The sequence below is a fragment of the Peterkaempfera podocarpi genome, assembly GCF_042466665.1.
GTDB lineage: Bacteria > Actinomycetota > Actinomycetes > Streptomycetales > Streptomycetaceae > Peterkaempfera > Peterkaempfera podocarpi.
The window spans coordinates 6,245,506-6,264,698 of sequence record NZ_CP162102.1; the positions used below are offsets into that span (position 1 = coordinate 6,245,506).

Genomic DNA, 19,193 nt, shown 5'->3' on the forward strand with positions numbered 1-19,193 from the left:
GCGCGCCCGGCCGTACCCCTCCGGGGAAGGGCCGGGCGCGCGTCAGCGCGGCTGCTCAGAGCTGGGTGACGACCACGTCCAGCGGGACCGGCCGCCCGGCCGGCGCGGGCTGCTGCTCCACTGTGTACTTGAGGTCGCGCAGGGCGGACACCAGCTCGCCGGTGCTGCGCGGCTCGGCGCCCGCCTGGAGCAGGTCCCGTACCAGCCGCCCCTTGGTCGCCTTGTTGAAGTGGCTCACCACCGACCGCTTCAGCACCCCGCCGACCTCCCGCTCGTGCAGCACCCGCACTGTCGCGGTACGGGAGGCCGCCTCGGCGGCGGGGCGCCACGCGGCCGCGTACGCCGTCGACCGCAGGTCCAGCACCAGCCCGTCCCCCGCGGCCTCCGGCAGCACCCGGTCCAGGGCCCGGCGCCAGTAGGGGCCCAGACCGCCCAGCGGGGGCAGCTTCACCCCCATCGAGCAGCGGTACGGGGGGATCCGGTCGGTGATCCGTACGGCGCCCCACAGCCCGGAGAAGACCAGCAGCGACCGCTCCGCCGCCGTCCGCGCCGCCGGCGGCAGCGCGGCCAGGTCCAAGGCGTCGTACAGCACACCCGTGTAGAGCTGCCCGGCGGGCAGCGCCGGGGCCTGTCGCAGCACGGCATTGCGGGCCACCTCGCCGCGCAGGCCCTCGCTCAGGCCCAGCACCTCCGCGGCCCTTGTGTCGTCGCCGGACGAGCAGAGTGCCACCAGGGCGTCCAGCACCCGCTCGCGGGCAGGCGCCAGAGCGGGCAGCGACAGCCCCTCCAGGGCCAGCGGCCCGCCGTCCCCCGAAGCGGCCTTGCCCTCGGACGGCGGCAGCAGCACTAGCACGGCGGTACTCCTCGGACAGTCGGTGCGGGTTGCCCGCCAACCCTATGCGCCCGCCAGCACCGCCATCGCCGCGTTGTGCCCGGGGATGCCGCTCACCCCTCCGCCGCGGACCGCTCCCGCACCGCAGAGCAGCACGGTGCGGTGCGGGGTCGCCACGCCCCAACGGGCGGCGGGGGAGTCGCCGGGGTCGTCGTCGGTGAAGGGGAAGGCCAGGTCGCGGTGGAAGATGTGGCCGCCGGGCAGCCCCACCTCGCGTTCCAGGTCCAGCGGGGTCTTGGCCTCCAGGCAGGGTCGGCCGTCGCCGTCCGTGGCCAGGCAGTCGGCGATCGGTTCGGCGAGCACCGTGTCCAGCTGGGCCAGTGTCGCGGCGAGCGCCTGCTCCTTGGCGGCCGGGTCGCCGAACAGCCGGGCCGGCATGTGCAGTCCGAAGAGGGTGAGGGTGTGCCAGCCGCGCTCCGCCAGGCCGGGGGCCAGGATCGAGGGGTCGGAGAGGGAGTGGCAGTAGATCTCCGAGGGCGGTGCCTGCGGGATCCGCCCGGCGGCCGCGTCCCGGTAGGCGGCGTCCAGCTGCCCGTACGACTCCGCGATGTGGAAGGTGCCGGCGAAGGCGTCCCGCGGATCCACATCCGTGTCCCGCAGCCGGGGGAGGCGGGTGAGCACCATGTTGACCTTCAGCTGGGCGCCCTCGGGCGCGGGCCCGGCGGGCTCCTCGCCCAGCAGCCGGTCCAGCACCGCGGGGGCGGCGTTCACCAGCACCCGCCGGCCCACCGCGCGGCCCTCGGTGTCGCCCCACCGGTAGTGGACCTCGGCCTCCCGGGCGCCGTCGGTCGCGATGCCGGTGACCTCGCAGCCGGTGCGGATCTCGGCGCCGGCCGCCCGGGCGGCGGCCTCCAGCGCCCCGGTGACCGCGCCCATGCCGCCCACCGGGACGTCCCAGTCGCCGGTGCCGTTGCCGATCACGTGGTAGAGGAAGCAGCGGTTCTGCAGCAGCGACTCGTCATGGGCGTGGGTGAAGGTGCCGATCAGGGCGTCGGTGAGGACCACCCCGCGCACCAGGTCGTCGCTGAACGTCGTCTCCACCGCCTCGCCCAGCGGCCGCTCGAAGAGCGCCGACCAGGCGGCGTCGTCCCCGATCGTCCGCCGCAGCTCCGCCCGTGAGGGCAGCGGGCCGGTGAGGGTGGGGAAGACCTGCTCGGCGACCCGGGCGGTCGTGCCGTAGAAGCGCTGCCACTCCCGCCACTCGCGGTCGGAGCCGGTGAGCGTCCGGAACGACTCCCGGGTGCGCTCGCCGTCCGCGGCGTCCACCAGCAGCCCGGTCGCCCTGCCGTCGCGCAGGGTGGGGGTGTACGAGGAGATACGGCGCCTGCGCAGCTCGATGTGCAGGCCCAGGTCGGCGATCAGCTTCCGGGGCATCAGGCTCACCAGGTACGAGTAGCGCGACAGCCGCGCCTCGATGCCGGGGAAGGCCTGGGTGGAGACCGCCGCCCCGCCCGCCCGGTCCAGCCGCTCCAGCACCAGCACCCGGCGGCCGGCCTGCGCCAGGTAGGCGGCCGCCACCAGTCCGTTGTGGCCACCGCCGACGATCACGGCGTCATAGCGGTCAGCGGCATGGGTCACCGGGGTCTCCAGGGGTCGGGTCCGGGCAGGAGCCCGACACGCTACGCCCGGCGCCCCCCGGCGGGAAGCCTCCACCTTGTACAAAACCGGGGGCCCGCGCCGTACGCCTGTCCCCCCGGCGCCGCGGCCGGGGAGGTGCCGGACGGGGCGCCGCGGCTCTTCCCGTCGGGGGGCATGGTGAGCCCGCTGGCGATAGTTGTAGGATTTAAATGATTGTTACTCTGCAACTGTCAAGGTGGCCCCACCCGTGCCCGAGCTCACCCGCAGGCGCCGCATGCTCGTCCTGGCGATCTGCTGCCTCAGCCTCTTCATCGTCGGGCTCGACAACACCGTCGTGAACATCGCGCTGCCGGCCATCCGCACCGATCTGCACGCCGACCCCTCCGGCCTGCAGTGGGTGGTCGACGCCTACACCCTGGTCCTGGCCGCGCTGCTGATGCTCTCGGGCTCCACCGCCGACCGGATCGGCCGCCGCCGCACTTTCCAGACCGGGCTGGTCCTCTTCGTCCTCGGCTCACTGCTGTGCAGCATCGCCCCCGGACTCGGCTGGCTGATCACCTTCCGCGCCGTGCAGGCCGTCGGCGGCTCCATGCTCAACCCGGTCGCCATGTCGATCATCACCAACACCTTCACCGACCCCCGTGAACGCGCCCAGGCCATCGGCGTCTGGGGTGGGGTGGTCGGTGTCAGCATGGCCCTCGGCCCGGTGGTCGGCGGACTGCTGGTCGACTCCGCCGGCTGGCGGTCGATCTTCTGGATGAACATCCCGGTGGGCGTCGTCGCCCTGATCCTCACCGCGCTCTATGTGCCCGAGTCCCGCGCCGCCCGTGCCCGCCGCCTGGACCCCGTCGGACAGCTGCTGGTGATCACCCTGCTCGGGTCCCTCACCTACACCATCATCGAGGGCCCGGGCAGCGGCTGGACCTCGCCCGCCATCCTCGCCCTCGGCTGCACCGCCATCGCCTCGCTCACCGCCTTCCTGCTCTGGGAGCGGCACATCCCCGAGCCCCTGATCGACCTGCGGTTCTTCCGCAGCGTCCCCTTCGCCGGGGCCACCGCCACCGCCGTCTGCGCCTTCGCCGCCCTGGGCGGCTTCCTCTTCCTCAACACGCTCTACCTCCAGGAGGTCCGCGGCTACGACCCGGTCCGCGCCGGACTGTGGACCCTGCCCATGGCCGTACTCACCCTGATCTGCGCACCGCTCTCCGGCCGCATCGTCGGCCGCACCGGCCCCCGGCTGCCGCTGCTGGTCGCGGGGGTCGCCATGACCACCAGCGGAGTCCTGCTCACCACCCTCACCGCCCACTCCTCCACCGCGCTGCTGCTCACCTCGTATGCGCTCTTCGGGCTGGGCTTCGGCATGGTCAACGCGCCCATCACCAACGCGGCGGTCTCCGGTATGCCGCGTGACCGCGCGGGAGTGGCCGCCGCGGTGGCCTCCACCAGCCGCCAGGTCGGCCAGTCCCTCGGTGTCGCTGTCATCGGCACCGTCGCCGTCTCGGCCGTCGTCGGGCCCTTCGCCACCGGCTTCCCCGCCGCCACCCACGCGGCATGGTGGATCGTCGCAGGGTGCGGGGCTGCCGTGCTGCTGCTCGGTATCATCACCTCCACCCACTGGGCGGGGCGCACCGCCTCGGAGGTGGCAGCCCGGCTCAACCCCGACCACCGGAAGGCGCCGGCGCGCACATGATGACCTCCGACGACCGCCTCCGCACGGTGCCTCCGGACCCCGACCGGCTGGCCATCGCCACCCGTGCCTGGCACAACATCCGCGCCCTGGTCCTTGAGGAGCACGACCGGCGGCGCGAGGTGGTCGACGCACTCGGCATGAGCTTCATCCGCATCAAGGCGCTGCGCCGCCTCGCCGGCCGGCCGGCCACCCTACGAGCCCTCGCCGCCGACCTGGCCACCGACGCCCCGTACACCACGGTGGTCGTCGACGACCTCGCCCGCCGGGGCCTGGTGGAGCGCAGTCCGCACCCCGACGACCGCCGCGCCAAGATCGTGACGGTCACCGAGGCCGGCCGTGCCGCCGCCGCCGAGGCCGACCGCATCCTCGGCGAACCCCCCGCGCCGCTGCTCGCCCTCGATCCGGCGGACGTCGCCGAACTCGACCGCATCCTCGCGCTGCTCCGCAGCGGCGGCTGACCCCGGGCCCGCAGGCGGGCGGCCGCAGCCGTCCGCCGCCCCGTCGCCCGTCGCCCGTCGCCCGTCGCCCGTCGCCCGTCGCCCGTTGTCCATCGGGCGGCGGCCGCGGCCGCCTGCCGTCAACCGGGCACCACCTCGATGAAACGTCGTACCTCTCCGCTACGTTGTGGCCTGCTCGGAAATGAGGTGCCGGTGTGAAGGCACTGTGGTTTCCTGGCGCAGCCGTTTTTGCAGCCGCGGCCCGGAGTCGGCCGCATACGCAGGGAGGGGTCCGACCATCACCGCCATACGCAAGGCCACCCGTGCAACCCTGGCAGCCGCCGGGTGTGCCTCAGTCATCGCTGCCGGAATCACCAGTTGTGACACCGTCCAGCAGCTCTCCGCAGCACAGAAGGTGCAGTCGGCCTTCAAGAAGCTGACCGAGGGCCGTGCCCTCGCGGCGGAGTTCTCGCTGGATGCCACCCCCGACCAGCTCCGCTCCTTCGCCAAGCTGAGCGGTGAGCCGCTCGCGCAGCAGGACGCCGAGACGCTGTCGGGTCTCAGCCTCGCCTTCTCGATGACGGCCGACAAGCCGCTGAAGGACGTGTTCTCGTCGAAGTCCGGTGCCGGCGGCGCGATCGGTCTGAACGGCGACCGCGGCGTGGACGTCGACTATGCGGTGCGCAGCAAGGGCGGCGACTCCATGGTGGAGGTCCGCCAGGTCGACGGCCGGCTGTACGCACGGGCCGACATCCAGGCCCTGGCCCGGCTGTCCGGTGAGGACGCGGGCGACCTGGGCGCCATGGAGGACGAACTGCCTCCGGAGCTCAAGGTGTTCAAGCAGGCGCTGGAGGGCCACTGGCTCTCCCTGGACGCCAAGGTGCTCAAGCAGTTCAGCGGCCAGATGCAGCAGGGCGCCGGTGCCGCACCCGGGGGTGGCCCCTCGCTGGACGCCGGTGCGCAGCGCAAGCTGATAGACACCCTGGAGAGTGTGCTCAGCGAGGACGTCTCCTTCGAGGACAAGGGGCAGCAGGACGGCGCCGACCGCATCGTCGTCTCGGCCCCCGCCCGCACCCTGGTACGGGATCTGCAGAAGGCCGTGCAGCCGCTGGCCGAGAGCATCCCCGGTCTGCCGAGCGGCTTCTCCCAGTCCGGCGCCGACCAGATCCCCGACCGGTCCGTCTCGGCGGAGCTGCGGATCAAGGACGGCGTGATCGCCTCGGTCAGCCTGGACCTCGCACAGCTCGATCCCAAGGCGAACTGGGGCGACCACCTGCCCCTCAAGCTCTCCTTCGCCCGCGACGCGGCCCCGGTGCAGGCGCCCTCCGGTGCGACCGCGCTCACCCAGCAGGACCTGGACCGGATGACCAAGCTGATGTCCGGCGACCTGGGCGGACCCGGTGGCCCCGACGGCCCCGACGGCGCCGACCCGGGCTCCTTCGTCCCGGACGACAGCGACTCGCCCGACCAGGTGTGATCCTCCCGGAGGGCATCCGGCAGCGGCCTCACGCCGAGACCGCCGGATGCCCTCCGCCGCCGCTACGGGCGGGGCGGGGCTGTTGCGGCCCGGCCCGCCCTCCGCATTCGCCGAGCTCTGCACCCGCCCGGCCCTGCAGCCGTCGGGCCTTGCACCCGCCCGGCCCTGCATCCGCCAGGCCTTGCATCGGCCGGCCCCTCAGGCGCTGCGCGGCTCCGGCAGGTCGCACCCGGTTACGCAGTCGGCTGCGGCGAGCACCGTGCGCACCTGGTGGGAGACCTGGTCCTCAACGGGTATCCAGCGCGCCCCGAAGCGCTCCGCGAACCGCTCACGGCGCTCGGTGACCTCGTGCTCCAGCCGCGCCCGCAGAGGCTCCGCCCGGTGCCCGCCCGCCGCTCCGGCCAGCAGCCGGCGTAGCAGTGCGGCGATCCGCAGCGGGATCCGCTCGGAGGCGATCTCCAGATTCACCACCTGGGAGACGGTCATCCCCGGCACGGCCACCCAGCCGTCCGCGAGCCCGGTGGCGACCTTGAGGTTGAACTCCGCGGACGCCAACAGCTGCCCGGGCCGTTCCTCCATGAGCTGCGGCCGCGCCTGGGCCAGCAGGTCGTCCAGCTCGCCGGCGCCGGCGATCAGGTCCTGGCCCGCGGCGCGCAGTGCGGCGGCGGCCTGCGGGTGCGGCCGGCCGTCCGCCACGGCGTCCGCCGCCCACATCGGAGCCTCGACCACCGCCGTCACGCCGCCGTGCCGGCCCGCATACGCCCAGGTCGAGTCACCGGGGCTGTCGGGCAGCGCGGCAAAGGAGCCGGGCTCCCCGGCGGCGGGCATCAGATAGGTCCCCGGGCTGGGGCTCACCCAGCCGTAGGCGTCATAGGTGCCGACGTCCAGCGGCATCCGGGCCTGCCGGGCGGAGCGCGCAAACCGGTCGGAGAGGCCGGGGACGGCCCGGGTGAGCTCCAGGAACGCGCCGCCGAGGTCCACCCCGTGCAGTGAGCACTGCAGGGCGGGCCGGGTCTCGTCGATCAGCCGGGTCAGCGCCAGGGTCTCCGGCAGCGGCCGCCCCTCGTCCCCGCGGGCGGAGAGCCACTCCGGCTGGTCGTCGAAGGCCGGCCGGTGGAAGTGCTCGAAGTGCCGCGCCATGGACGGCGGCCCGGCCGGCCAGCCGTCGGTGAGCGCGGCGCCGTCCGGGTCCAGGCAGAGCAGGAAGTGCCAGGCCGGGTCGGCGGGATGCCGCTCGCCCCGCTGGCTCAGCAGATGGCGCGCGAGATACAGGGTGCTGGTCCACCCCACCGGCTCATTGGGATGCGGACCGCCCACCACCAGCACGGACGGGCCGTCACCGCAGATCGACAGCAGTACCAGGGGCCGGCCGCCGCGCGACCGGCCGACCACCCGCAGCCGGCACCGCTGCGGGTGGCGCCGCGCCAGGGCGCGGGCGCCCGCGACCGCCTCCGGGACCGAGAGGAAGCGGGCGGCCCGCCCGGCCCGGTGTCCGGTGTCAGTTGCCATTCTGGAGGCCGTCGTCGCCGGTGGTCCCCACCCCTGCCGCCGCCACTGACGCTGCGGGCGGTGCGTCGGGCATGGCTGCCTCCGGTGCTCGTCGGTCGTGCAACGGATGTGATGTCCACGAATCCCACACGAACGGGCTGGAGCTGTCAATGAGTCGACAGATGGTCGCCGTACGTGACCGGAGGCTCGTCCCGGCCGGTGAACATCCCGGCCGGCGCGGGGAGTTCCGGCAGGCGGGGGAGTTCGACGAGGGTCACCGAAGCCCGGGCGAGGACCTCGGCCCGGCCTGCGGAGCACCCCACAGGACTGCGTCCATGGTGCAGTCTGTGCCCAACGGTGTTCAGGTGATGCAGATCTGACGTTCCATCTGTGACGAACGACACGGCGGGGCCTGTGACGAGGTGCCGCACCGGACCGGACCGGTGCGGGGCCGGGCGGCCTGCCGGTCGACTGAGGGGGGAGGGGCCGTCGGTGGCTGCGCTCGCGGTGACGGGGCACATCGATCTGACGGAGGAGTCGCTGCCGCTGGTGCGGGCTGCACTCCGGGAGCTGCTGGTCGGACATGCCGAGGGGCTGGTGGGGGTGTCGTGCATCGCGGCCGGGGCCGACACCCTGTTCGCGGAGGAGGTCATTGCCGCGGGCGGCCGACTCGTCGTGGTGCTGCCCTCCATGGACTACCGGGCGGTACAGGTGGGGCCCGACCATGCCGCCGGGTTCGACCGGCTGCTCGGGGCGGCGGACGAGGTGGTCACCATGCCGCATCGCACTGCCGGTCCGGCCGCCTACCGGGCCGCCAACGGTGAGTTGCTGCGGCGTGCGGAGCGGCTGGTGGCTGTGTGGGACGGAAACCCGCCGTCGGGTGCCGGCGGCGGTACGGCGGACGCGGTGCTGGAGGCCCGCAGGCTCGGGCTGCCGGTGGACGTGGTGTGGCCGCAGGGCGCTGCCCGGCGCGGCCGAACCCGGCCGAGCGGTGGCGGGTTCTCCGGCTGAGGCGGCGTCCTGACGATGGTCCCGGAATATCTCCGAAAGTTTCGGTTCCTTCGGCCTGGGATTTGATCGTCGATCCATGCCCGTCTTCGACCAGCCCCGCACTCGATCGCCCAGTCGGCGCCGGTGACCTGGGCGCATGATGCTCCGACAGATTTCCGTCCAGGGAACGGTTTCGCAACCCTTGCCGAAACCGTTGACAACTCCAAGCAGCCCGACCAACACTGTCCGCATCGACAGGCCGTAACCACTGTTGATCCGGGCGCTGTCGTCGTCGACAGACCCCAGTCACTGTCGATCCAGGCGCTGTCGCCATCGACGGGCCTCAACCACGGTCGACCCGGCTGCTCCGCCGCGACCTGGACCTTTCGGCCGCCGATCACCTGACGGCCAGTCAACTTCCCCGCGTCACAGGACGCCGACGCGCGGTCGCCGTCACCCGGGCCACCGGCAGCTCCGCCGGGTCGTATCACGCTGCCTGGCCTCCCCACCGGCCCTCACGAGGAGGAAGCACGTCCATGAACGACGCCCACACCCACCTGAAGGGCCGCAGGCGCGGCCGCCTCAGGCTGCTCGTCGGCAGTGTCCTCTCCGTGGTGCTGGTCGTGGCCGCGATGGCCATGCCGGGCACCGCCAGCGCCGACACGACCGTCAACACGAACTCGACCGGCACCAACAACGGTTACTACTACTCGTTCTGGAGCCAGAACAGTGGCCAGGCCTCCATGACCATGGGTGCCGGCGGCCAGTACAGCACCACGTTCAACAACGTGGCCAACTTCGTCGCCGGCAAGGGCTGGAGCAACGGTGCACGCAAGAGCGTGAACTACTCGGGCACCTTCAGCACGTCCGGCAACGCGTATCTGTCGCTGTACGGGTGGACCGCGAACCCGCTGGTGGAGTACTACATCGTCGACAACTGGGGCTCCTACCGGCCGACAGGCACCTTCAAGGGCACCGTCACCAGTGACGGCGGCACCTACGACATCTACGAGACACAGCGGGTCAACCAGCCCTCGGTCGAGGGCACCGCGACCTTCAACCAGTACTGGAGCGTCCGGCAGACCAAGCGGACCGGCGGCACCATCACCACGGGCAACCACTTCGACGCCTGGGCCAAGTACGGCATGAACCTGGGCAGCTTCAACTACTACATGATCCTCGCGACAGAGGGTTACCAGAGCAGCGGCAGCTCCAACATCACGGTGAGCGACTCCGGCAGCACCACCGGCGGCACCACGACCGGCGGGACGACCACCGCAGGCACGACCGGTGGCACCACCACGGGCGGGACGACCACAGGTGGCACCACCACCACGGGCGGCACCACGACCGGTGGCACCACCACGGGCGGTACCGGTGCGGGCTGCACCGCCACCTACACGCCCAACACCTGGAACAACGGCTTCACCGCCGATGTCACCGTGAAGGCCACCGGCAGCGTCAAGTCCTGGAAGGTGGGCTGGACCTTCGCCGGCGACCAGAAGGTCACCAGCTCCTGGAACGCCAATGTGACCCAGAGCGGCTCCTCCGTGACCGCGACCAACATGAGCTACAACGGCACCCTGGCCGCCGGAGCCTCGACCTCCTTCGGCTTCCAGGGCACCTACAGCGGCACCAACACCACCCCGACGCTCACCTGCACCGCGACCTGACCCGACAGCACCACCACCACCGCAGGACCCCGGTGCCCGGGGGGACCGGCAACCGCCGGTCCCCCCGGGCACCGCCCTTTGGGGGTCCCCCGCCAGCAACACGGAACCCGGTGGCGCACCGGGCGGCACGGTGGCGTCTCCGGGGCCCGAGGAGTCATGCGTTCGGGTGCCGGAGTTCCCGGCCGGTACCGTCCGCTCGCTCAGCCGCCGACGAGGGCGACGAGCTTGATGAACACCAGGCCGGGATCGGCGGTCAGGTCCACGACCTCATCGAGGTCGGCCCGGTGGTCGCCGTCTGTGCCCACCCCGGCCTCCGTTGACCGGCCCGGGCCGGCGGGGAGCATCCACGGCTCGCGGGGGTGGTCGGCCTCGGCGGTGAACCGCTGTTCAGCTGCCGCGGGCTGACGTCGGTCCCGGATCCCGGGCCGTCCGGCAATCCACTGGCGTCCGCGACCGGCGGTTGGCAGCATGCCCTCAGATGACCAGTCAGCCGTCACACCCGGACCCCACCCCGCCCACCGACTTCGACCACCGCGCCGCTGCCCGGGACAGCCTCCTCGGGCTCGCCACCGGGGACGCCTACGGCGCCCAGCACTTCGTCCCCGAGAATCTGCGCCTGCTGCGGGACGGGCAGCTCCCACCCGCGCCATGGCCGTGGACGGACGACACCGAGATGGCCTGCTCCGTGCTGGCCGCGCTGTGGCTGCGCGGCAAGGTGGACCCATCGGAGCTGGCCGGGTCCTTCGCCTGCCGCCATGACTTCGACCGCGGCTACGGCCCGGCGATGAACACACTGCTGCGGCAGGTGCGACAGGGCGGCAGCTGGCAGAAGCTCGCCCAGGGCCTCTTCGAGGGCCAGGGCTCCTGGGGCAACGGCGCCGCGATGCGCGTCGCACCACTGGGTGCCTGGTTCGCGGTCGACCCCGAGGAGGCGGCCTGGCAGGCAGCGCAGTCGGCGAAGGTGACGCATGCCCACCCGGAGGCGGTGGCCGGAGCGGTGGCGGTCGCCGTGGCGGCGGCCTGCGCCGCGCGCAGCCGCGGCAGCGGGCTTGCGGTACGGGAGTTTCTCGACCCGGTGCGCACACTGACCCCTGTCGGCAAGGTCCATGACGGCATCGAGGAGGCGCTGGAGCTGGCCCGCCAGCCGCATGCCGAACTGGCCGCGCACCGGCTGGGCAACGGCAGCCAGGTCAGCGCCGTGGACACGGTGCCGTTCACACTGTGGTGCGCCGCACGGCATCCGGACGACTACCCGGCGGCGCTGCGGGCCGCAGCCTCGGTGGGCGGGGACGTCGACACCACCTGCGCGATCGTGGGCGGCATCATCGCCGCCCGGGTGGGGGCCGAGGGCATTCCGCCGCTGTGGCGCGAGGCGACGGAGCCACTGCCCGCGTGGGCGGAGGTGGACCGTCCGGGCTCGGACCTGCACCGGGACGACCTGCTCCATGTCCAGCCCCTCACCAACCCCCGCCCAGTCCCTGTACCCGGGGGAACCTGGAGCCCCGGGCAGTGGCAGCGTGTCCGCCACGGCGTCCGCGCGCAGGCGATGGAAGAGAAGTGGAACATCCTGCTCGAAGGCGACCGACTGCTCCTGCTGCGCAGTTGGACCGGCATGTGCATCTTCGAGGTGCAGGTCGCCGCCACCGACGAGGGGTGGCGGCCGGTGCGCGCCTGGGTGGAGTCGGACCGCGGAAACTACCGACGCGGCACCGACGAGGCCGAGGCCGCGATGCTGGAACTGCTGCTCGACCAGTACTTCGGCCGCGAGGGCCGACCGGAGCTGTGGTCACGGTACAAGCGCCTGCGCTTCGGCGGTTGACCTCGCCATTCGCGTGGCTGACGTCGCCGCTGCCGGCCCCCGCCATTGCCCCGCCATTGACGGAGCGGGAGGTGCGTCGGGCATCTTTGGCCCCGGTGCTCGTCGGTCGTGCGATGGATGTGATGTCCGCAGGTCCCCCACCGATCGCGGGCGATGTCAATACGTTGAAGATCCGCCACTCGGAGTGAACGGATCGGCGACATTCCCATTCGCGCCAGACCCCGGCGGGCGTTGCATGCTCCTTGGTGTGCAACCCCCCGGCCGGGGCGTCCCCGACCTCCGGAACACCATCCTGACCAGCAACGGCACCGTGGCCCCGGTCGCCGGCGCCGACTCGCAGCGGTCCTGCAGCCGCCGCCGGCGGATCCACGGCGCCCAGGTGCGACCACCGGGGTCCCCACCCCGACCTGTGCCGTCACCCGGTCCAGCGGGCCGTCGGGGTCTGTCGGTCGGCTAGCATGGTCGACACGGCGGACGAGCCGGCCGGGCGGTCGCGACGGGTCCACGGACCCGCCGAGGAACGTCCGGGCTCCACAGGGCAGGGTGGTGGGTAACGCCCACCCGGGGTGACCCGCGGGACAGTGCCACAGAAAGCAGACCGCCGGGGACCTCGGTCCTCGGTAAGGGTGAAACGGTGGTGTAAGAGACCACCAGCGTCCGGGGTGACCCGGACGGCTCGGTAAACCCCACCCGGAGCAAGGTCAAGATGGGGTGCCTTCGGGCGCCCTGCGCGGATGTTCGAGGGCTGCTCGCCCGAGTCCGCGGGTAGACCGCACGAGGCTGTCGGCAACGGCAGCCCTAGATGGATGGCCGCCTCCCCGGGCGCCGCAAGGCTCCCGGGAGACAGAACCCGGCGTACAGGCCGACTCGTCCGTCGCCCCACTGGCGCACGGCCCCCCGATCTGTGAGTTTCGCAGGTCAGGGGGCCTTTGTGCATCTGCTGTCAATCCTGAGTATTCGGAGTTTCCGCTCTACTTCTGATTCGTCTGCCCTTGGGCGAGGAAGTACCAGGAATTTTCCCGGAGTTGACGGGGCTATGATCATGGGCATGCCTGTGGGATACGTGGTGACGACCGCGCTCTTGACCTGGTGCACTTTCTTCGCCGTTGTCGCGCCGCGCCGGCCCCGCCCGCTGGCGGCGATGAGCTTCTGGTTCGGCATGGTCCTCAACGAGGTGCCATTCCTGGGCATGTTCGCCGTGGTGGCCTCCACGGCCTTGGCTGCCGGCCAAGGCGATCTGGAGTCACCGGCCAGCAAGGTGGTGGCTGCGGTGGCCCTCGCCACCATCCCCGGGATGGCCGTGTCCGCCTGGCGGGGCCTGCGGACGGACCAGGTGGTCGGGCGCGCCCTGGAGCAGGGGCTTGGGACCGGCTGGGGGGATCATGTGCACGTACCGCTGCGCCGCCGCCGGCCCTGGGTCCGCATCCTGCTGCTGTCGCGCTTGATGCGGCGGCGCGACGTGGAACGGATACGCAACATCAGCTACGGGGACGCCGGCCGCCGGAATCTGCTCGACATCTACCGCCGCCGCGACACACCTCAGAACGGGCCCGTCTTGATCTACTTCCACGGCGGCGGGTACACCAGCGGAACGAAGAGCCGCGAGGCACGGCCCCTGCTCTACCGGCTCGCCGGCCAGGGATGGGTGTGCATCAGCGCCAACTACCGGCTGCGGCCCCAGACCGATTTCCCCGGCCACCAGATCGACGCCAAGAAGGTCATCGCCTGGGCCCGCGAGCACGCCGCAGAGTACGGCGCCGATCCGTCGAGGCTGTTCGTGGCGGGCAGCTCCGCCGGCTCGAACATGGCGGCCCATTGCGCGCTCACGCCGAACGACCCGGTGTACCAGCCCGGATTCGAGTCGGCCGACACCTCGGTCACCGCGGCGATCTGCCTCTATGGCTTCTACGGTTACTTCTTCGGTGAGGAGCCCGACGTGGCGCCGTCCCCGAACCAGCCGTATGCATACCTCAACCCCGGTGCGCCCCCGTTCCTCATCGCCCACGGCACCAAGGACGCGCTGGCGACCGTCGAGGGCGCCCGGTACTTCGTCGAGCGGCTGCGCCGTGTCTCGGACAGCACCGTTGTCTACGCCGAACTGCCCGGCGGACAGCACGCGTTCGACCTGTTCCACTCCGCGCGCTTCGAGGCCGTCGTTGACGGGGTCGAAGCCTTCGCCGCCTGGGTCCTGGCTGCTCCGCAGCGCACTCCCGACCCAGCCCGTTAGGCCGGCTCAGCGGGCCACCGGGCTGACCGCTCGTCGGCCGTCCGGACGGAGTGGTGGCAACAGGTCGAGGGTGTCCACCACCGGATGCCGTTTACGACCGTTATCTCGAGCCATCACCAGGAGGATGAGCCTGACCTGGGACGATGTGTTGTGGACAGTGTCATCGACGCGGAGGGCGGGGGCCTTTCCCACTGTGGAGATTGTGTCGCCGCGTGTGCCGCTCGCTGCGAACGATCAGCTGGACGACGTCGCGTCTGATTCGGTCAGCCGGAGCCGCGTGGGTCCGTGTTCCGCCAAGAGGGCCTGGCGGACTCGTCCGGATTCGGGGTGGTGACGGCAGCGACGGGATCTTTGATGGCAGCACCAGCATGGTTGCCACCGATGGGCCGATGCTGGACACGTCCTCCTCGTACTCGGTGTCGGCCTGGGTCAGGTTGAACGCGTCGACGTCGGCCGACCAGACCGTGGTGGGTGAGGGCGGCGTCAACCACCAGGCGTTCTATCTGCAGTACAGCAACAGCGCCAAGTCCTGGGCATTCATACCCTCAACGTGCGTCCGCCGGGCTCACCCTCGGGCGGGTCGCTGGCGTCTCCTCCGGCAGGGGAACGAAGCTCGCGGACGCTCGTCGTCGGCCGACCGCTCCCGCCCCGGTTCCCGCGCTGCCAGACTGGTCGACGCACGCGGCGACCGACCCGAGCCGCCGAGAGCCCCCGGACCGCCCACCTGCTCGGGGCGGGGCCTGGATCTGGCAGGCCGCCGGCCCAAGGGCGCGTCAACACTCGCGCGGATCGCGGACGCGGCAGGTGGACAGGAGGCGAAGGGCGATCAGTCGGTGGCTTTGGGGTGTCCGGTGCCTGCGTAGGTGATCCAGGCGGTGCGGGTGGCGTCGTCGATCAGGTACCAGATGCGGCCGCCGCCGGTGACCTCGTACTGCCAGCGCTCCAGGGTCTGCCCCTTCCAGATGGTGGAGCCGAGGTTGCCCTTGAGGCGGTGGTGGCGCGCGGGGTCGTCGGTGGCGCGCGGGGCGGATCGGACTTTGTCGAAGGCGCGGCGGAGGTTGCCTGCTGCGTGGCGGGAGAGGTGGTCCCAGCCGTTGGCGGCCTCGGTGTTGGCGAAGCGCAGGTCGAATTCGTGGCCGACCGGGGGTGGGGCCGCGCGGTCACCGCGCTTGGGGCTCACTCGGCGGTCTCGCCTTCGGGTACGGGGACAGGGCCGAGGTCGCCGTCGGGCTCGCGGGTGAGGATGGCGTGCAGGGCTGGGTCGGCGTAGATCTCGGCACTGTGCCGCCACTGGGCCAGCAGCAGCGCGATGGGTGCGAGGTTCTCCAGTGCGGCGGCCCCGCGGGCGGTGTCCACGAGCTCGGCGAGCATCGCTTCGATGTCGTCCTCGGGGAGGAAGACCGACCAGGGCAGGGCATCAGGCAGGGCCTGGCGCAGTGCGGCGGTGTTCTCGGTGCGGACCAGCCCAGCGAGCAGGCGGGCGGTGAAGTCGACCACGGTGGAGTCCTGCTCCAGCTGGTCGGCGCGAATGAGCGCGAGGTCGCCCGCGTCGCGCCGCCGCAGCCGCAGTGCGCGGACCGCGTCCAGGCGCCGGGCGGTGGCGGCGGGGTGGTGGAGCAGCTCGCTGAAGGGCACGTCCTCGTAGGCCGTCGTCATGACATCCACAGTAGCTCGGATGTCCTGGCGTGGGTAGCGGATTGCGGTCGGGGCGCTGCTCGGCAAGGAGATGGTCGTGATCACTGCTGTGTAATCCGAGTGCCAACAGGTCTATACCTTTGACGGCAACGGTGGCGGAAACCTGACCCGACATCGCCGCACTTCCACGGACGTCAGCGGACCACGGAACCGCCGTTGGCCTGCGAAAACGCAGGTAGAGAGGGGCTGCCCAGCACACGTACTATGTGGAGGCTGGAGACACGCAGCTCCTCGTACACAACACGAACAGGCCCGACTCCTGTTCGCTGCTCTTCCCGGGGCCGAACGCCCGCGAGGGCGTCCCGGTGAAGCGCTTTGGGGAAATGGATACGGAAGAAAGACGTCTTGTCCAGGAGCAGGGGGATCTCTACGGATGCCACTCTTGTGGGGTCACCTTGGTTCGAATGAGGCCGGCGGCTTCAGATATCTGAGTACCACGTCCTGCAGACGCTGCTCGGCGTCGCCCCAACATTCGCCGCGGTCCGTGTGGCGCAGGATACTGGAGGGCGATGCGCCGCTCGGAGCTGATGGTCCTGGTCGGCAGGGTGGTCAACCCCGCCAGGAACTCGCCGACTGGCTCTCCGGCATCCCGACCTCCCCGGAGGCGAAGCCGTCACCGCGACCTGGGCCGCCTGTCACCGCAGGCATCCAGTGCGGACCCCCGCCCGATCAACGACATGCGGATCGCGGCCAGCGCCCACACCTACGACCTACCGCTGGCCTCGCTCAACCTCAAGCACTACGTGGACTTCCGGGCCCACCACGGTGCGCATCCTCGGCGCCGAATAGCTGTCGGCCGACGGCAAGTGCCCGAGTTGCTCCTGTTGCGAGTGGTATACACCTTTGGGGGCTACGCTGACAGCGTCCCGGCCCTGCGCCGCCGCAGCCGCAGGGCGGCCAACCACGTGTGGCTGGCCGCCCTGCGGTCTGTGCAGGTCGCCGTCTCACCCGCGGCGCTGCCCGACCAGCGTCGAGCGCAGGTGGCGGATGTCAGCCGACGACGGCGACCGGGGCGTCCCAGGCGTCCTCGTCGATGTTCATGCTGACACCGTTCCAGGTCTGGTCGGCTCTGCCCACGTACTGGTGGCCGCGGCGGTGGCCGGTCCACAGGGTGGGGGAGAGGTAGTTGCTGGTGGTGGTGTTGTCCGTGCCGTTCCACTCGGCGTACCACATCACGTCGGGCAGGTCGGCGGTCGGCGGGGTGGTGCTCGCCGCCTTCGCCATGTCGGCGACGCCGGTGGCGGCGCTGCTGTAGAAGCCGGCCCAGTAGCCGTGTGCGTGCACGGTCTGGTTCCAGGCCCGGACGTAGGCGAGGACCGTCGTGCTGCAGGCGGCGTCGCGGTTGTCGTAGTTCTCGACGTCCACGTAGAGCGGGCTGCCGGGGCGCAGGCCCAGGGAGGCGGCACTGGTCACGGCGTCTGCGCCGTCCGCCGCACCCTGGGTCGCGGCGGCGGTCGCGCTGTAGCGGACCTTCTTGTTCGCGTTCGTGGTGCAGTAGGGCTGGGAGCCGAAGTAGATCGGGATCAGCTTCCACCCGGTGTGCGACACGCTCTTGACCCAGTCGGGCGTGAGGTTGGGCTGGGCGCACCCGCGGTTGGCCCCGCCCATGTAGATGCCGACCGTCCGGTAGGGCGAGGTCCCCCACCAGGCGTTCATGGCGTCGGTGCTCGGCGCGGTGCAGGTCTCGAAGGCCTCGCCGGAGTACAGCGCCGGCGCGGCCAGCTGCACCTTGACGGGGTGGGACGAGGAGGTGCCGGTGGCGGACAGGGCGGTCGCTCCGACCACGGCCCGGAGGCTGGTGGTACCCCAGGAGGGCGCCGGCCAGCTGAAGGTGGTGCACAGATTGCGGGCGGTGGAACCGCTGACGCAGGTCTTGGCCGCCGAGGCGGTGACGGACTTGGAGGTGACGGTCTTCCAGGTCGTCCCGCTCAACTTCTGCAGATAGACCGTGCGTTTGCCGTCGAAGGTCGTGCCGGTGAAGGTGAGCGTGGCGCTGTGGCCCCAGGTCACGCCGCTGGGCACGCGCAGAGCAGCGGAGGTGCTGTTCAGGTGCGTGGTGGCGGTCGTGGTCACGCCGGTACGGGACTTGTAGCTGCCCGAGGCGGGGACGTAGATGCGCAGCGTCAGCTTGCCCGCGTAGGTGCTGGTCGTGCGGATGGAGAAGGTGTGCGTGGAGGTGGTGTGCCCGACGGCGATGGTGTGCCATGCGCCGGAGTAGTACCGCTGGAAGTCCACGGTTCGTCCGGCCGGGCCGGTGGCGGTCCCGGTGGCCTGGAGATAGCCGCCCGCGTTGGACTGGTAGTGCAGGTACCAGTGGACGGTGGTGGTGCGGGTGGGTGTGGTCGCGGCTGCGGCCTCGGTGGCCGCGGGTGCGCCGAGTGCTATGAGCGCTGCGGCTGGCAGGACGGCTATTCGCCGTGCGATTGGCATCTGGTCCTCTCGCGGGTGGGCAGCGGGGTGCTGAGTACCGTTGGGTGTGCGGGTGTGCGGGTGTGCGGGCGCAGTGCTGATCCCGGGGGCTGTACGCGGGATCCGGTCTCCTGTGCGGCGCTGCGCGGCCGAGCGCTGCGGTGTTCGGAGTCCCGTTGCGGGAGGAGTCTGCCAGCCCCCAGCGGTTCGGGTGGGCCAGGGCGGAATTTCCCGGCAACCGGACAGTGTGCGGCGCCCTGCGGTTGCCATCCCCCGTACCGCACAGCGGACATGAGTGGGCGGAAGGCGTCGTGGCATGGGGATCCGCCGCTGTCTGCGGCCCGGTCCGGAAGAGTACCGGGGACCCCTCCGTGAGTCCGGGTGCGGCCGTGACGCCCTGCAGTTGCGCGGCGGTGCCTTGGCAGCGGGCCGAACAATCTGGGAGCACAGTCGGCACGATGTGCGGGGCGCCGGAACCGAGTTCCCTGTCCGCTCCCAGTTCCGCCGGGTGCACCGCGCTGCCGTGCGGCCCGGCCGGTGAGCTCCGAACCCGCGGCCCGCAGCTCACCCATGGCTGTCGAGTCAGCAGCTGACGTCCGGACAGGTCCTCGGCCTGCTAATGCGCACCGGCTTCATGGGCGCCATCAGCCGTTGGGCGAGCACGGCTTCCCGTTCCGGTCGGCCGGCACCCCGCGACCGCCCGGGACACCCGGTGGCGCCTCTCCAATCCCTGTGCGGCAGGGCAGGATGTTCGGCCGTCAGCTGCGGCCACTACAGTTCTCCACGGTCCGGCGGGTTGTCCCCTGCCGGCCGTTTCC

At 71.7% G+C, this 19,193-nt stretch carries 15 protein-coding genes and 1 other RNA gene; 9 read left to right on the forward strand and 7 right to left on the reverse strand.

All coding sequences use genetic code 11. The features are described from left to right. Nucleotides 1-55 precede the first annotated feature (55 nt). Both yaaA and AB0761_RS27395 read right to left on the reverse strand, forming a co-directional pair. Nucleotides 56-853, reverse strand: coding sequence for a peroxide stress protein YaaA (gene yaaA / locus AB0761_RS27390; protein ID WP_377271794.1), 798 nt, complete (start codon nt 851-853; stop codon nt 56-58). A gap of 42 nt (nt 854-895) precedes the next feature. Next, nucleotides 896-2,470, reverse strand: a complete 1,575-nt coding sequence (locus tag AB0761_RS27395; RefSeq protein ID WP_377271795.1) for a phytoene desaturase family protein — start codon at nt 2,468-2,470, stop codon at nt 896-898. 247 nt (nt 2,471-2,717) lie between these two features. Between AB0761_RS27395 and AB0761_RS27400 the strand changes: the two genes are divergently transcribed. The 3 genes from AB0761_RS27400 (at nt 2,718) to AB0761_RS27410 (ending at nt 6,074) form a co-directional block, all read left to right on the forward strand. Next, nucleotides 2,718-4,160: an MFS transporter gene (locus tag AB0761_RS27400; protein ID WP_377271796.1), complete on the forward strand. Its 1,443-nt coding sequence runs from the start codon at nt 2,718-2,720 to the stop codon at nt 4,158-4,160. Continuing rightward, on the forward strand, nt 4,157-4,618 hold the full coding sequence (locus tag AB0761_RS27405; RefSeq protein WP_377271797.1) for a MarR family winged helix-turn-helix transcriptional regulator: 462 nt from the start codon (nt 4,157-4,159) through the stop codon (nt 4,616-4,618). The genes AB0761_RS27400 and AB0761_RS27405 overlap by 4 nt, the downstream gene beginning before the upstream one ends. Before the next feature lie 394 nt (nt 4,619-5,012). Beyond that, nucleotides 5,013-6,074 (forward strand): hypothetical protein, encoded by a 1,062-nt coding sequence (locus tag AB0761_RS27410; protein ID WP_377271798.1) that lies wholly within the window; start codon nt 5,013-5,015, stop codon nt 6,072-6,074. 198 nt (nt 6,075-6,272) lie between these two features. Here the strand turns inward: AB0761_RS27410 and AB0761_RS27415 are convergent, their stop codons facing one another. Both AB0761_RS27415 and AB0761_RS27420 read right to left on the reverse strand, forming a co-directional pair. Beyond that, nucleotides 6,273-7,583 carry a M14 family zinc carboxypeptidase gene (locus tag AB0761_RS27415; RefSeq protein WP_377271799.1) on the reverse strand — a complete coding sequence of 437 codons (1,311 nt, stop codon included), beginning with the start codon at nt 7,581-7,583 and terminating at the stop codon, nt 6,273-6,275. A gap of 146 nt (nt 7,584-7,729) precedes the next feature. Beyond that, the gene (locus AB0761_RS27420; RefSeq protein ID WP_377271800.1) at nt 7,730-7,885 is read right to left on the reverse strand and encodes a hypothetical protein; all 156 of its coding nucleotides are present in this window, start codon (nt 7,883-7,885) and stop codon (nt 7,730-7,732) included. 169 nt (nt 7,886-8,054) lie between these two features. Here AB0761_RS27420 and AB0761_RS27425 point away from each other — a divergent pair, with 169 nt between their 5' ends. The 6 genes from AB0761_RS27425 to AB0761_RS27450 all read left to right on the forward strand — a co-directional run bounded on the left by AB0761_RS27425 (nt 8,055) and on the right by AB0761_RS27450 (nt 15,134). After that, nucleotides 8,055-8,573: a hypothetical protein gene (locus AB0761_RS27425; protein ID WP_377271801.1), complete on the forward strand. Its 519-nt coding sequence runs from the start codon at nt 8,055-8,057 to the stop codon at nt 8,571-8,573. A 515-nt stretch (nt 8,574-9,088) separates the two neighbouring features. Continuing rightward, a complete protein-coding gene (locus AB0761_RS27430; protein WP_377271802.1) occupies nt 9,089-10,225 on the forward strand; it encodes a glycoside hydrolase family 11 protein in 1,137 nt (378 codons plus the stop codon). Nucleotides 10,226-10,703: 478 nt separating this feature from the next. Then, nucleotides 10,704-12,044: an ADP-ribosylglycohydrolase family protein gene (locus AB0761_RS27435; protein WP_377271803.1), complete on the forward strand. Its 1,341-nt coding sequence runs from the start codon at nt 10,704-10,706 to the stop codon at nt 12,042-12,044. Between the two features lie 475 nt (nt 12,045-12,519). Next, an RNA gene (rnpB, locus tag AB0761_RS27440) (RNase P RNA component class A) lies at nt 12,520-12,918 on the forward strand. Nucleotides 12,919-13,092: 174 nt separating this feature from the next. Further along, nucleotides 13,093-14,271: an alpha/beta hydrolase gene (locus AB0761_RS27445; protein ID WP_377271804.1), complete on the forward strand. Its 1,179-nt coding sequence runs from the start codon at nt 13,093-13,095 to the stop codon at nt 14,269-14,271. 143 nt (nt 14,272-14,414) lie between these two features. Further along, nucleotides 14,415-15,134 carry a LamG-like jellyroll fold domain-containing protein gene (locus tag AB0761_RS27450; protein WP_377271805.1) on the forward strand — a complete coding sequence of 240 codons (720 nt, stop codon included), beginning with the start codon at nt 14,415-14,417 and terminating at the stop codon, nt 15,132-15,134. Here the strand turns inward: AB0761_RS27450 and AB0761_RS27455 are convergent. The 3 genes from AB0761_RS27455 to AB0761_RS27465 all read right to left on the reverse strand — a co-directional run bounded on the left by AB0761_RS27455 (nt 15,098) and on the right by AB0761_RS27465 (nt 18,396). Beyond that, nucleotides 15,098-15,451: a hypothetical protein gene (locus AB0761_RS27455; RefSeq protein WP_377271806.1), complete on the reverse strand. Its 354-nt coding sequence runs from the start codon at nt 15,449-15,451 to the stop codon at nt 15,098-15,100. The genes AB0761_RS27450 and AB0761_RS27455 overlap by 37 nt on opposite strands. Then, nucleotides 15,448-15,927, reverse strand: coding sequence for a hypothetical protein (locus AB0761_RS27460; RefSeq protein ID WP_377271807.1), 480 nt, complete (start codon nt 15,925-15,927; stop codon nt 15,448-15,450). The genes AB0761_RS27455 and AB0761_RS27460 overlap by 4 nt, the downstream gene beginning before the upstream one ends. 1,029 nt (nt 15,928-16,956) lie before the next feature. Next, on the reverse strand, nt 16,957-18,396 hold the full coding sequence (locus AB0761_RS27465; protein ID WP_377271808.1) for a glycoside hydrolase domain-containing protein: 1,440 nt from the start codon (nt 18,394-18,396) through the stop codon (nt 16,957-16,959). Between the last annotated feature and the right edge of the window lie 797 nt (nt 18,397-19,193).

What these genes read in the sequence shown, in the direction of transcription:
- AB0761_RS27435 (WP_377271803.1), top strand. Translation starts at nt 10,704, where the DNA reads ATGACCAGTCAGCCGTCACACCCGGACCCCACCCCGCCCACCGACTTC.
- AB0761_RS27450 (WP_377271805.1), top strand. Translation starts at nt 14,415, where the DNA reads ATGTGTTGTGGACAGTGTCATCGACGCGGAGGGCGGGGGCCTTTCCCA.
- AB0761_RS27460 (WP_377271807.1), bottom strand. Translation starts at nt 15,927, where the DNA reads ATGACGACGGCCTACGAGGACGTGCCCTTCAGCGAGCTGCTCCACCAC.
- AB0761_RS27405 (WP_377271797.1), top strand. Translation starts at nt 4,157, where the DNA reads ATGATGACCTCCGACGACCGCCTCCGCACGGTGCCTCCGGACCCCGAC.
- AB0761_RS27445 (WP_377271804.1), top strand. Translation starts at nt 13,093, where the DNA reads ATGCCTGTGGGATACGTGGTGACGACCGCGCTCTTGACCTGGTGCACT.
- AB0761_RS27465 (WP_377271808.1), bottom strand. Translation starts at nt 18,396, where the DNA reads ATGCCAATCGCACGGCGAATAGCCGTCCTGCCAGCCGCAGCGCTCATA.
- AB0761_RS27430 (WP_377271802.1), top strand. Translation starts at nt 9,089, where the DNA reads ATGAACGACGCCCACACCCACCTGAAGGGCCGCAGGCGCGGCCGCCTC.
- AB0761_RS27415 (WP_377271799.1), bottom strand. Translation starts at nt 7,583, where the DNA reads ATGGCAACTGACACCGGACACCGGGCCGGGCGGGCCGCCCGCTTCCTC.